9 protein-coding genes, 1 tRNA gene and 1 pseudogene are annotated in these 13,050 nt (G+C 60.1%); 8 read left to right on the plus strand and 3 right to left on the minus strand.

Annotated features, from left to right (window positions below; translation table 11 throughout):
• Positions 1-283: 283 nt before the first annotated feature.
• Both CUC44_RS20215 and CUC44_RS20220 read right to left on the minus strand, forming a co-directional pair.
• The gene (locus CUC44_RS20215) at positions 284-709 is read right to left on the minus strand and encodes an LPP20 family lipoprotein (RefSeq protein WP_100861655.1); all 426 of its coding nucleotides are present in this window, start codon (positions 707-709) and stop codon (positions 284-286) included.
• Positions 710-722: 13 nt separating this feature from the next.
• On the minus strand, positions 723-1,343 hold the full coding sequence (locus CUC44_RS20220) for a FlgO family outer membrane protein (protein ID WP_100861656.1): 621 nt from the start codon (positions 1,341-1,343) through the stop codon (positions 723-725).
• 273 nt (positions 1,344-1,616) lie between these two features.
• Between CUC44_RS20220 and CUC44_RS20225 the strand changes: the two genes are divergently transcribed.
• Together CUC44_RS20225 and CUC44_RS20230 are read left to right on the plus strand one after the other, a co-directional pair.
• Positions 1,617-2,771: a flagellar assembly protein FlgT gene (locus CUC44_RS20225; RefSeq protein ID WP_100861657.1), complete on the plus strand. Its 1,155-nt coding sequence runs from the start codon at positions 1,617-1,619 to the stop codon at positions 2,769-2,771.
• A 50-nt stretch (positions 2,772-2,821) separates the two neighbouring features.
• A tRNA-Arg gene (locus CUC44_RS20230) sits at positions 2,822-2,898 on the plus strand.
• Positions 2,899-3,022: 124 nt separating this feature from the next.
• On the opposite strand, the gene CUC44_RS20235 is transcribed toward CUC44_RS20230, so the two are convergent.
• On the minus strand, positions 3,023-4,309 hold the full coding sequence (locus tag CUC44_RS20235) for a carbohydrate porin (protein ID WP_100861658.1): 1,287 nt from the start codon (positions 4,307-4,309) through the stop codon (positions 3,023-3,025).
• Between the two features lie 1,374 nt (positions 4,310-5,683).
• Here CUC44_RS20235 and ppk2 point away from each other — a divergent pair.
• The 6 genes and pseudogenes from ppk2 to CUC44_RS20265 all read left to right on the plus strand — a co-directional run bounded on the left by ppk2 (position 5,684) and on the right by CUC44_RS20265 (position 12,930).
• On the plus strand, positions 5,684-6,508 hold the full coding sequence (ppk2, locus tag CUC44_RS20240) for a polyphosphate kinase 2 (protein WP_100861659.1): 825 nt from the start codon (positions 5,684-5,686) through the stop codon (positions 6,506-6,508).
• Positions 6,509-6,634: 126 nt separating this feature from the next.
• Positions 6,635-7,705 (plus strand): PQQ-dependent sugar dehydrogenase, encoded by a 1,071-nt coding sequence (locus CUC44_RS20245; RefSeq protein WP_244166808.1) that lies wholly within the window; start codon positions 6,635-6,637, stop codon positions 7,703-7,705.
• 40 nt (positions 7,706-7,745) lie between these two features.
• Positions 7,746-7,892: an entericidin A/B family lipoprotein gene (locus tag CUC44_RS20250; RefSeq protein WP_100861660.1), complete on the plus strand. Its 147-nt coding sequence runs from the start codon at positions 7,746-7,748 to the stop codon at positions 7,890-7,892.
• Between the two features lie 119 nt (positions 7,893-8,011).
• Positions 8,012-8,902 (plus strand): DMT family transporter, encoded by an 891-nt coding sequence (locus tag CUC44_RS20255; protein ID WP_100861661.1) that lies wholly within the window; start codon positions 8,012-8,014, stop codon positions 8,900-8,902.
• Positions 8,903-8,961: 59 nt separating this feature from the next.
• Positions 8,962-10,885, plus strand: a pseudogene (locus CUC44_RS20260) (methyl-accepting chemotaxis protein).
• Between the two features lie 641 nt (positions 10,886-11,526).
• Positions 11,527-12,930 (plus strand): OprD family outer membrane porin, encoded by a 1,404-nt coding sequence (locus CUC44_RS20265; protein ID WP_100861662.1) that lies wholly within the window; start codon positions 11,527-11,529, stop codon positions 12,928-12,930.
• Positions 12,931-13,050: the final 120 nt, after the last annotated feature.

The raw sequence follows: 13,050 nt of genomic DNA on the forward strand, positions 1-13,050 counted from the left end.
AGATGTGTATAAGAGACAGAGGCGAGCAAGCTGCTCGCCTCTTTTTTTGCTCTCTCCCCCCCCCACCCCCCTCCCCCACAGCAGTCCCCTCGAGTTGGCGTTTAGCCAAATTGAACAACAAGCCACCAGCATTCACCCTATTGATACGCTCTTGGCCGCCAGCCGGGCCCTTTTTCCAGACTTATGGGACGACAATATCCGTGCTGCGCCCGGCAGGCCCGGATCCCGGACAACAAAAAGGCGAGCCCCTGGCTCGCCTTGTTCACACTTGTGCCGACAGCCCCTAGAACTGGCCCGCCATCAGCTGGTTGAGGTTGTAGAGGGAGCGAGTATCGAGCTCCATCTCGGTGGCATAGGTGTTGCCACGGGGATAAGTCGCCACCACACGGGCGCCGCGCACCATGCCGGCCACCGAGACATCCAATGTGTTGGCGGTCTGGGTCAGGTCCTTGTAGCTGCTGCGACCGCTCACCTGCTGGCCGTTGAGCTGCTCCGCCAGCTCCCGGTACGCATCCATCTTGGAGGCCCGGATCGCTTGCAGCATCTTCTCCGACTGGGAGGGCCCGGGCTGGATGTCGATCACCGCATAGCCGACCGCTTTGAGCACAGGAAAATCGTCCGGCTTCTGCGCAGTGTCGTAGTTCACGACCCGATTGCCGCTACAGGCAGTCAATAGCATTGCCATCAGGCAACCCAGTAGGATTTTCATCTATTACTCCTTGTCAGGGGGTCAGGTTGACCAGATGTCCGGACGCGCTCTGGCCGCCCCGCATCAGGTAACCCCGGTTGACGGATGCCCGGCCAAACGCGTTGCTGGCACCGGACAGGTATTGTTGCGGGATCAGGCTCTGGGCCGTGGTCTCCACCATCTTGGTTCGCAAATCTATGATGCGGGCGTTGACCAGGATCCCTTGCGAGTTGCGGCTGAAGGTGCCGGTCAGGATGCGCGAAATAGGCAGGCGGGCGGAGAGATCCCGGTAGTTGCGGCTCATCACGAAGTCGCCACTGGGGGTCACCTGAATGCTGCCCGTGGTCTTGAAGTCCACCACCACTTCCCCGCGCCGGTTCAGCTCGTAGATGAAGCTCTCCTCGATCTGCAGGCCCATCCAGTTGGTGTCTTTGAGGGTATCGAGATCGACGAAGGAGGCCACCGCGATGGGCTCGCTCAGGGTGGTGAGGGACTTGCGCTCCATCAGCTGATCGGTCATGCGCGCCACCAACCAGTTGAGCTCCATGCCCTTGGCCGCTTGCCTGGGATCTCCCTGATCCCGGTTGATGGGGTCGGCACTGCCGCAGCCGGTCAGCGCCAGCGTGATAGCCAACGCCGTGATAAATCTGTTCATGGATACCTTTCCTGTATCTACACCTGACTCTGTTATCGGTCGCGGCGGCCAACACTTGAGCCGTGAATCACCCTGGATCTCGTGATAAGCCCCTCAGGATCCCGGATCCCCTGCACGGATCCCGGGCCAGACGGGGGCTGCACTGGGAATGAGGCATGGATCTTGCTTTTATTTTCACCATGGGTACAAACCAACCCCTGTTCAGGACTGCCATCGCCCCTTGCCGCCGCTCGGCACTGGCTCGATGAGCTCCGCTTATTCAAGGTATTTGCTATGAAAGTTGTGCTGCCGTTAACCCTGCTGCTGATCAGTCTGTCGGCCCGGGCCGAGATCATCGAGGCTCAGGGCAGCGCCGCCATCCTGGGTGGCGACGAGGTCTATGCCCGCGAGCAGGCAACCCGGGATGCCCTGCGCCAGGCCCTGATGGCGAGTGGCGCGGCCGTCTCCAGCATCCAGCGCCTGGAAAATGGCAGCCTGCGCTCGGAGCAGATCCAGATCCGCTCCGGTGGCGATATCCGTCAGTATCGGCTCAAGCGGGAAGAGGTGCGTAACGGCCGCATGTACATCACGGTGCAGGCCGACATCCAGGCGGAGCGCCAGATCTGCCAGACCCAGCACTACGCCAAGGATTTGACGCTGGTCCGCTTGCGGATGCGCTATCCGGATCAGGCGAGTACCGGCGCCCTCGACGACATGCCGGCAGATCTCTCCCGCCACCTGTTCGAGACCCTGGCCAAGGCGCCGCAAGGGGTACTTGCCCGCCAGTGGCTGGACGAGAACCTGCGCATCGACCCGCTCCATCTGCAACAGGGGGACAGCAGCGCCCTCGAGGAGATCAAGGCCCTGAGCCTGCGCACCGACAGCCAGTATCTGGTGCTCGGCAGCATCGACGATCTCTCCCTCGAGCCCCAGGGCAACCAGTTGACCAGCTGGTATCAGGATCCCATCCGCAACTTTCGCATGCAGCTCTACCTGTTCGACGGCATCAACGGCAGTCTGCTCGGTCGCAAGGAGTATCAGGGACGCGCCAACTGGACCTTCTCCAAGCGGGAGCAGGTGGGTAGCAACAGCGGCCAGTTCTGGCAATCGAGTTACGGCCAGGAGGTGAACTACCAATTGCAGGAGGCGGCGCAAGACATCATCGCCGAGCTGAACTGCGCCCCGGTCACCGCCCGCATCGTCGGCCAGCACGAGCGCGGCCCCCACATCAATCTGGGACGGCGCAACGGGGTCAAGCTCGGGGATCAGTTCCGGGTCCAGCACAGCGCCGACTTCGTCGATCCTTACGGCAAGTCCCGGGTCATGCGCAACCCGGCCGATGGCCTGTTCGAGGTGGTGCAGGTGTTCGAGGATGGCGCCGTCATCAGCAGTCAGAACAAATATTCGCCATTTAACGTCCAGGTCGGCGATCTGGCCGTATTGGAATAGGAATCAAGGGTTTAAAAGGCGGCCGCTTCTTGTATAATGCCCGCCATCAGGTTCCCGTAGCTCAGTTGGATAGAGCGGTCCCCTCCTAAGGGACAGGCCACTGGTTCGACTCCAGTCGGGAACACCATACAAGACAAGGGGTTGGCATCATCAGATGCCAACCCCTTCTTTTTTATTCCGGTTTTCCTGCCATTTTCAGTGCTCTGTTCTGGCTAGAGCACTGATGTCAGCTATTGATCCTGGCGATGCCCTTACCACCAGACGTTGGCTTGCAGGCCGACGGTCCAGGTGTCATCGGCGGTGCCGTTGTCAAAGGAGTGGGAGCCATCCCAATCGCTGTTGTCGCTGTCGAGGTAGCTGGCGAAGACCCGCAGCTCAGGCTCACCACGGCCGAGGGAGAAGGCCTGGGCGAGCGTGTACTTGGAGCCGCTGCGGGAACCTTGGTCACCGTTTTCTGTCTTCTCGTCATCGAAGTAACCTGCCTCCACATAGGTGCGGGTGATATCGCTCCAGTGGTAGGTCACCTTGGCGTTCATGGCGAATGCGGTGACATCCCCCTCGACCCCATCCCACTGCTTGATGTCGTTCGCCTCTGCGTAGTTGATGGCATGGCTCAGATCCCAGTCAGCCCCCAGCGGTATGCTGCCGTAGTTGCGGATGGCGAAGCCGTTACCGCTCTCGACGGTACCGTTCAGGGTGTCAGCCGCCCCGAACAGGACGCCCTGCAGGGCTGAGCCATCGGCATAGTACTGGAGGGTGGTCTTGTTCCAACCCGTCCCCAGCAGGGACTGGTTCAGCTCCAGCATCACAGCATGACCATCGGCATACTCATGATTGCCCTGATCCGCGTCGATTTGCTCGGCGGTCGCATCGGCTTTCAGGAACTTGTAACCCATGGCCAGGGTCGCGCCGTCCCACAGGGGCAGATTGGTGTAGAGCAAGTCCAGCTGGTTGGAATCGATCATGTCTTCAATCGGTTCACCCACGCTGTTGTTGTAGGTGTCCGCAATGTCACGGTGCAGCGCCGCCACGGAGAGCTTGCCCTGACCCAGCTGCATGTCTTCGATACCGCCACCGACGTTGGTCTGGTTCCAGTAGAAGAAATCATTTGAGTCGATGACGAAGTCTTTCTTGTACTGGCGAATACCGACCCAGGAGGTCTCCCCCATCCCCATGAAGTTGCGCAGCTGCATGTTCAGGTTTTCCCAACCGAAGTTGGAGTCTCCCATGTTGCTGTTGGTATCCCCGTCGTACATGTTGAACATGGTCTGGATATAAACCGACTTGGAATCGTCGCTTTTGAGCTCCTTGCCAAACCCGACTTCCGCATAGGTGTCGAATTCGTTACCCAGACGGCCCAGTTTGTTCTTCTGGAAGCTGCCGCCGACGGCATCTTTCATGGAGCCATCATCGCCAGTCCCCACACCGGAGCGGAAATAACCGTAGTAGTCAAAACCGGCTGCTTCGGCAGAGACGGCGGCCTGGGCAGAGAGTGCCGACACGACGGCCACTGCAATTGGGAGCCACTTGGTTTTCATTATGTCTTCCTTATAACATCGATTGATTGGGAAACACCGAAGGCAATCAGTGCCTCAATGAGTCGATTCCATGACCGGTTAAACCCGGCACTTCTTTGTGCCGGGGAAAATAAAAAAATGAGCGTGGCGATATCCAAACGTCACCGAGGTAGATGCTTGGCCAGAGGGTTATTCTGCCAAGCCAGACATATCCGCGTGCTAATAAGCAATCTTGTATTGCGAGAGAGATATTTATTTTCAGCGCCGTAACACTCGGCGCGTAAACATGGATGCAAGCTGTATCAAGCATGCCGAGTAGTTATAAATACGCCCACGGGCGTGTCGCAACAAGCAGCTAGCTATTGTTATAAGTCCGCATTATAAAACCTCGAACATCAGACTGACTTAACCATATTTAAATCGGCGTATTCATTTCCTTTTTAACCAGCGTGGAATCAAAACAGTCCTATGGCTATGTATTAATAGCGGCGCTATTGGCTCACGCAAGGAGCAGCAATATCCATATGGCGAACCTGTACCAGGTTGGCAATGCTGCCTCTCCAACCCGCAGGCAGCGGAACGCGTGAGCGCTACAGCCACACAGCTGCTGGGCAGTTGATTACTCGCCAACGGCGGTCATCCCGACACAAGCGTGCCGATAGAAGATGGCGTTAACCCAGTGGCATTCAATTCGGACATCAAGCTGTAAAAGGGAACCCCTCTTGAGTGGAGCGAACTATATCAAGGGAGGTATAGGATTACATAAGCCGGATTGTTTTTTGCTGTCGGGTTCACACAATTCCATCCCTGATTTATTAAGGCGGACTCAAGCTGATATTAAATTTAATATCGCAGCCATTTAAACTGAATCGGCACTGAATTAGAAAACCGTTAAAGCTGAACCTATTCTTAATTGAATCGGGACTGAACAAAGGTAATTCATACCAGGGGGAGAAGGTTCACATATTGACAATGCATCTGCTCTCTTTCCTGTGGGTCGAACACTGAGACTCATATTGAGCCGTCCGTTCCCGGAATGTTTGTTCCATTTATTACAAAACCCGTTATTTAAATTAATTCGGTTTATCTCCCTGAATAAGAGTCTCTAAAGAGGCTGTTATTGCTGCGGTTCAAATATATCGAGAGAGCCTCTCGTACAAGTCATCCATCAAGGAGAGTGGATTGGGTAGAAAAGAGAGCTGAGTCCAAACGCTCCCAGAGTCGGGTCGCCACGGATACCGTCGTAGCTTGGGTCTTTTATGGATCCAAATCCCACCGCCGAGCCTGCCCGCTGTCACCCTGCCATCAATGGGTTACACTCCCCCTCAGTTGCTTGCATTCGGTACCGCCCACGGACGGCGGCGCTCAACCACTCCAGCACCAGGGAAGAACATCATGGGTAACAAGCAGAAAGCCAAGTCAGAACAGGCGGCGCAGACGCCAGAGATCAAGCCCCTCGGCACCAAGGAGTACGAGAAGGAGCTGCGCCGCTTGCACGTGGAGCTGGTGAAGTTGCAGCAGTGGGTGGTGCACAAGGGACTCAAGGTCTGCATCGTGTTCGAGGGGCGTGACGGCGCCGGCAAAGGAGGCGTCATCAAGGCCATCACGGAGCGGGTCAGCCCCCGGGTGTTTCGGGTCATGGCCCTGCCCGCCCCCACCGAGCGGGAGAAGAGCCAGCTCTACATGCAGCGCTATGTGCCCCTGCTGCCCGCCGCCGGCGAGATCGTCATCTTCGACCGCAGCTGGTACAACCGGGCCGGGGTGGAGCGGATCATGGGCTTTTGCACCCCGGAGGCGAGCGACAAGTTTCTGGCCAGCACGCCCCAGATGGAGTGGTCCATGGTCGATGCGGGCATCATCTTGCTGAAATACTGGCTGGAAGTGACGCCAGAGGAGCAGGAGCGCCGCCTGCGGGACAGGATCGACGACGGTCGCAAGATCTGGAAGCTGTCGCCCATGGACATCAAATCCTTCGATCGCTGGGATGAATACACCCAGGCCAGGGATGCCATGTTCGCCGCCACCGATACCACCTGGGCGCCCTGGTTCGTGGCCCACTCGGAGGACAAGAAGAAGGTGCGGCTCAACATCATCTCCCACCTGCTGGCCCACATCCCCTACGAGGAGCTGCCGGTGGAGCACGTCAAGTTGCCCAAGCGCAAGATTGGCAAGATCAAGCCCACCGACCACCCGTTCCGCTTTGTGCCCGAGCTGTTCTAGGCCAGCTATCCCAAGCCCCTGCTCGTGCGGGGGCTCGTCGTTTAAGAGCCCATCCCGTTTCCCTCTACACTTCAGCCAGTATGGGTTTGACCACACCAGGATCGATTCTTGAGAGGAGGTATCCCCTTGTTTCCACGACTCGTTCCACTGTTTGCTCTGCTGCTGATCTGTCTGACCACTCAGGTCCGGGCACTGATCCTGACCCCGGTCGCGGCCGATCTCGCCCATCCCTGGGGGCTGGCCTTCCTGCCGGATGGGGGCTATCTGGTGAGCGAGCGGCCCGGCCGATTGCTGCGCATCGATGCAAAGGGAGAGCGTCATCCGGTTTCCGGCCTGCCACCCATCGCCAATCAGGGCCAGGGCGGCTTGCTGGATCTCGCCCTGGATGGAGATGGCTGGCTCTATCTCAGCTACAGCGAACCCGGTGACGATGGCGCCGGCACCGCCGTGGCCCGCGCCCGGTTGCAAAAAGATGCGCTGACAGACTGGCAACTGCTGTTTCGCCAGCAGCCCAAGGTCGGTGGCGGCGCCCACTTCGGCTCTCGCCTGGTGCTGATGGATGACTACCTCTTCATCACCCTGGGGGATCGCTACACCGAGCGGGATAGGGCCCAGACCCTCGACAATCACCTCGGCAAGACGGTGCGCCTCCATAGGGATGGCCGGGTGCCGGGCGACAATCCCTTCGTCAAGACGGCCGGCGCCCTGCCCGAGATCTGGAGTCTGGGCCATCGCAACATGCAGGGAGCCGCCCTGCGCCTGGGCAGCCAGCAGTTCTGGACCCACGAACACGGCCCCCAGGGGGGTGACGAGGTCAACCTCATCCAGCCAGGTCACAACTACGGCTGGCCCAAGGTCACCTTCGGCGAGGAGTATGGGGGCGGCAAGATAGGCATAGGCCAGAGTGCCCCCGGCATGACGGTGCCGCTCTGGATCTGGGTGCCCTCCATCGCCCCCTCCGGCATGACGTTTTATCAGGGAGAGCTGTTCAAGGAGTGGCAGGGGGATCTCTTCGTCGGCGCCCTGCGCGGTCAGGCCCTGATGCGCCTCAAACTCGAGGGGGACAAGATAGTGTCACAGGAGCGGCTGCTCACCGACCTGGGGGAGCGGATCCGCACCGTCAAGGAGGGGCCTGACGGCGCCCTCTACCTGCTGACCGACTCGGGCAAGGGGCGCCTGCTGAGGCTCACCCCCTGATCCGGATGTGATGATGGCCAAGACGCCACAAGGAGGATGTATGAACAAGTGTCGAAACCTGCTGGTGCTGTGCGCCTGCCTCTGGCTGCTGGGTTGCAACACCATCCACGGCATGGGTCGGGATGTGGAGAAGGCGGGCGAGGTGATCCAGAACTCGTCCAAGCTGGCGGACGAAACAGCTCGCTGAGTCGCAGATCGCCCCTTCGAATCGGAAACAATGGCGACAGGTCGTCGGTAGCCACTTCCGCCCGAGGGCCAGTCTGCTAGACTGGCCCTCTTTTTCATGCATCTGCCAAGGAGTGTTGGATGTCTGCTGTTTCCTGGTGGGACAAGTCCACCGGTCTGGCCCTGCTCACCATCTTGCTGTGGGCCTCGCTCGCCGCCCTCACCTCCCGCATCACCAGCGTCTCGCCTCTGGTACTGGTGGGACTGGTATTATTCTTCTGCGGCGCCGGTGCCCTGCCGTTCTGGCGTCAGTGGCGGGCCCGTCCCGTCACCTGGCTGGTGACCATCACGGCCCTGCTGCTCTACCACACCTTGCTGTTCATGAGCTTTCGCCATGCCCCCGTGCTGGAGGCGAACCTCATCAACTACCTCTGGCCCCTGTGCATCATATTGTTCACCCCATTGCTGCTGCCGGGCCATCCCCTGCGGCCCCAGCACCTGCTGGCGGGAGCGCTCGGCCTCGCCGGCTCAGTGCTGGTGATGGTGGACGGCGAGCTGAAGCTGCAGCAGGCCCATCTCACCGGCTACCTGCTGGCCCTCGGCGCCGCCATCGTCTGGGGAGCTTACTCAGTGCTCTCCCGCCGTCTGCCTCCCGCCCCCGCCGTGGTGACGGCCGCCGCCTGCCTGCCCGCCGGCCTGCTGGCCCTGCTGCTCGCCTGGGGACTGGAAGGGCCCTTGCCCCTCGGCCAGATCCCCCAGACGGACTGGTTGCTCATCATGGGGCTCGCCCTCGGCCCCATGGGGGCGGCCTTTGTCACCTGGTATCTGGCGCTGCGGGACGGGGATCCACGCCGCATCGGGGCGCTGGCCTACCTGACGCCGCTGCTCAGCACCCTGCTGCTGGTGTGGCTCAACGGCGAAGAACTCACCTCCCGCCACCTGCTGGCGGGGAGCCTCATCATGGGGGGGGCCTTGCTCGGCCTGCTGGTGAAATCCCCCAAGAGTCAGAGGGTTGTAAAGCCCTTGTCATAAAAACGCCATCACTCCTGCTTAAGCTCCAGGCCATTGCGTGGTTCAAGCAGGATGTTGACGTGAAAATTGCCCATTATGCCTCCCTCTCCTCCCTGATCTTGCTGCTGGTCGCCGGCACACAGGCCGCGGCCCTGTTCCATGGCTGGCAGCAGCTCAATGAGACCGAACAGGCCCAGCGCCAGCACGAGCGACTGCAGCAAAGACTGAACGGCCCGCTGCAGGGAGCGCTGCGCGACTACCTGAGTAGCGGCGATCCCCTGCGCCTGACCGAGGCGCAAGCAGGTGCTTGGCCAGCTTGCGCAGCAGGATCCCGAGCTCAATGCACCGCTGCACACCCTGCTCGAGCAGATGGGCCCCCGTATAGACGGTGACTATCTGGCGGCGGGCAAGCTCTCCGGCAACAGCCAGCTGTTGCTGCAAAACGCCGAGAACGAGCTGACCGCCCACGCCAAGGCCCTGCTGCGTTACGGCCAGCTGGGCGCCACGGGAAGCGATCCCGCCAGTGCCGATCGGTATCGGCAGGGGGCCGCCGACATACTGGCGACCCTGCCCGGTCTCGGCCACCTGCGTCAGAACTACATGGAGCAGGCCAGCCCCAAGCTGCTGGAGGGATTGCAATTCGAGCTGAGTTCCTTGCAAAAACAGGTGGACATGCTGGCGGCCCTGCCGAGCCTGAATCTGTTCGAGGAGGCTCCCGCCGATGGGTTTACCCTGGGAGAGCCGGAACGCAAGGAGCTCGGCGATCAGCCCAGAGCCGAGCTGAACTCCCTGCTCAAGCGCTACCCGCAGGAGCTGGAAAACAGCCGCAAGGCATTGCAACAACAGCAAGGGGCGCGCCAGATGGTGCAGCAGGACATCAGCCTGTTGCTGCAGGCCAGCGACAGACTCGCTGAACGGCTCGCCGCCGAACGTCAGGGGGTGAGCAAGGATCTCGCCGCCATCCTCGGCGCCCTCGCCCTCTGCCTGGTGGTGGTGGCCCTGCTGTTTGCCCTGGTGCAGCGCCGCTGGCTGGTGAGGCCGCTGCTGCGACTGCGCAGTGCCTTTCTGCAACTCGATGCCACCGGTGAGGCGCAGGTGTTGCCGGAGGGGGGCGATCGCAACGAGCTGGCCGACATAGTCGCGAGCTACAACCGCCTTATCCTGCGTCTGCAACAGGATCAGCAACAGAAGGAAGGGCAACTATCCTCCGTCTCCCTGAGCCTGCAGGAGATGGTGGATCAGGTGCAGGAGATCCATCACAGCACCCGCACCACAGAGCAGGTGGTGGACGAAAGCGGCACCATGATGACGGAGTTGAACCAGCTCGCCAGCGAGGTGCACCAGGTCGCCGCCGAGATTGCGCAGCATGCCCAGCACAACGAGCACTCCATGAGCCAGAGCGAGCAACTGGTGGGGGGCATGCTGGCCGCCACCACCCAGACCGGCCTCGCCATCGACGAGAGCAGCGGTGCCCTGACGCAGCTCAAACGCTCGGTGGAGGACGTCACCGCCATCGTCGACGTCATCGGCCATATCTCACAGCAGACCAATCTGCTGGCCTTGAATGCCGCCATCGAGGCGGCACGGGCCGGCGAGCAGGGCCGCGGCTTTGCGGTGGTCGCCGACGAGGTGCGCCACCTCTCCGCCGACACCCAGCGCTCCCTCGGCCAGATCACCGAGATCCTGACGAGCCTGACCCAGGCAGGGGATCAGCTCGCCACAGTCATGACCCGCATCACCGCAGAAGCCGCCGGGCAGCGACAGCAGGCCGAGCAACTACGCCAGACCACCCAGACGGTGCGGGAGATGGCGCGCAGCACAGCCGTCATCGCCTTGCAGGGGGCCGACAACGCCAGGAGCCAGGAGCACAGGCTGGCCAGCTTCGCCGCCCTCATCGGTCGCATCAGCCAGCATGCCCGCCAGGGCAGCCAGCTCTCGGTGCAGGTGTCCGAGCACATCCACCATCAGGCCCGCCAGATCCCCCGCATCCTGGGGCAGGCCTGAGGGTTCGGTGGATGTAGCCACTCGTCCGCCTTCAGGGCCAGAGCCAGGCCCTCGATACGACCTAGTCCTCATCGGGGGTCATGCCCTCTTTCACTGCCCACCTGCCCTCTGAGTGAGCCGAGATATCACTGCGGCCCCACGCTGATACCACGGGTGCCATGCGTCACACCCCGCGAGGGAGAATATCTTTTTTTGTGACACAAAATTATCTGTTGCCAGCTGGTTAACAAAGAAAGTTCTGTCTCCTCCCCCGGATCCGCTCAGGATAACGGATATTCCCGACTGAAAACGCTCTCATCGCCGACATAAGCGGGCTGGGAGTGCCCACACCAAAAACCATGATTATTTGCACTCGGTCATATTTTTGAAACTTCAAGGGAACTTCCGGTTGATATTTCGCACCGCGAACGTACTCTTGGAGGTGTCCGATCGCCAAGGGTCGGTACATAAAAAACAAAGACTGTAAAGATACAGATGGCCCCAGACCGATGCGCCAAGGCATTCGGGAACTAGGGTACGACACAGACAAGAATTTCTTTTTGCCCTACGGGGTTTTGATTGCAATGCCAATACCGAGCGGCGGGCCCACGCCTGACTGCCGGACAAAAAAGCTAAGTCCATAAAATCAGGAGCAATACAAAATGGAAAAAGTGATCTTCAAGCGCGCCGCGTTGAGTGCTGCCGTGGTTGCGGCACTGGTCGCCCCGGGAATGGCATTGGCCGCTCAGGACATGATGAGCCCGGAATATGGCAAGTCCTACGAGGCGTTCGCCGATGAAGCCAAGCTCACCGGTGGCCTGTTCTACTTCCAGCGTGAGCGTGACCGCAAACAAGCCGGTCCCGGTCAAGATGGCAAATACCACTCCAACCTGAGCCATACCACCACCCAAGCCGCCCTCAACTTCAACTCAGGTTATGCCTGGGATGTGGTCGGTATCGACGTAGGTGGTTTCGGTGCCTATGACCTGGCCGTCGACGAGAGCAACGGCGTCAACGAAGAGAACGAATTCTCCTTCTGGGGTGACAAATGGGGTTCAGGTGGTGACGGTGTCCCCGAGAATGGCTTCAGCCTCTCCACCGCCGCCCTGAAACTGAAATTCTTCGATGGTGCCGTCACCGCCAAGGGTGGTTTCACCCAGCTGTATGTTCCAGGCATCCTCGGTGTCAACTGGTCCTATCAACCCGGTACCTACCGTGGTGGCCAGATCGAAGGTAACTTCGGTGGTCTCTACCTGACCTATGCCATCGCCGACGAGTACAAGGCGCCCTGGTTCAAGAACACCGCCGGCTTCTCCAAGAGCAGCCCCTACGCCAACGATCCCTTCACCGACGCGAACAAGATCGACTACATCCACGGTCTGGCCGCTCGCTACACCTTCGAGAACGGCACCGCCGTCACCGGTGGTTTCGGTCAATCCGAAGGCTACATGGACAGCTACCACTTCAAGCTGGCCCACAAGTTTGACGTACTGGGTGGCCTGAACACCAGCTACCAGTTCTACGGCTCCGATACCGACAACAGCGATTACGACGGCCTGGCCTGGCAACAAGCCCTGACCGCCTCCTGGAACTACGCCCAGTACGGATTCCGTCTGGAAGGTCTGTGGACCAAGGCCGAAGGGGATCTGGGCAACTACCTGCCCCGTCTGACCCGCGGCTACGGCAACTCCCAGGGCGCGAACGAGATCTGGTGGGATTCCCGCTCTGACTGGAACCACAACGACGAGAAAGCGCTGTTCTTCGGCGTGACCCGTACCCTGGATGATCTGGTAGGAGCCCCTGGCTGGTCCACCGGCATCTCCGGTGCCTACGGTTGGGATGCCAACAACGGCGACAGCTCTCTGGAAGGCGGTAAAGAGTGGGCTGCCAACTTCGACGTCATGTACACAGTGCAAGACGGCAAGCTGAAGGGCACCCTGTTCAAGCTGCACTACACCGACTACAACAACGAGCAGGACGACAAGGGCAGCTGGTACTACCCGAACATGTTCAGCTCCGAGCATGACGTCAAGTTCCACATCATCATGCCGTTCACCCTGCTGTAATCAGCAAGATGACATCACAAACCGGGCCCTTGGGCCCGGTTTTGTTTTTTAGGAAGCGCAGGCTAACATGCCCCATCACAGGACTCGACCGCCATCAAGGACACCCGCCCATGCCCCACC

The organism is Aeromonas lusitana (assembly GCF_002812985.1).
GTDB lineage: Bacteria > Pseudomonadota > Gammaproteobacteria > Enterobacterales > Aeromonadaceae > Aeromonas > Aeromonas lusitana.

Bases quoted from the DNA above. Each gene is read 5' to 3' on its own strand.
- CUC44_RS20250 (WP_100861660.1), top strand. From the start codon at position 7,746: ATGAACAAGTGTCGAAACCTGCTGGTGCTGTGCGCCTGCCTCTGGCTG.
- CUC44_RS20215 (WP_100861655.1), bottom strand. From the start codon at position 709: ATGAAAATCCTACTGGGTTGCCTGATGGCAATGCTATTGACTGCCTGT.
- CUC44_RS20225 (WP_100861657.1), top strand. From the start codon at position 1,617: ATGAAAGTTGTGCTGCCGTTAACCCTGCTGCTGATCAGTCTGTCGGCC.
- CUC44_RS20220 (WP_100861656.1), bottom strand. From the start codon at position 1,343: ATGAACAGATTTATCACGGCGTTGGCTATCACGCTGGCGCTGACCGGC.
- CUC44_RS20235 (WP_100861658.1), bottom strand. From the start codon at position 4,309: ATGAAAACCAAGTGGCTCCCAATTGCAGTGGCCGTCGTGTCGGCACTC.
- CUC44_RS20265 (WP_100861662.1), top strand. From the start codon at position 11,527: ATGGAAAAAGTGATCTTCAAGCGCGCCGCGTTGAGTGCTGCCGTGGTT.
- CUC44_RS20255 (WP_100861661.1), top strand. From the start codon at position 8,012: ATGTCTGCTGTTTCCTGGTGGGACAAGTCCACCGGTCTGGCCCTGCTC.
- ppk2 (WP_100861659.1), top strand. From the start codon at position 5,684: ATGGGTAACAAGCAGAAAGCCAAGTCAGAACAGGCGGCGCAGACGCCA.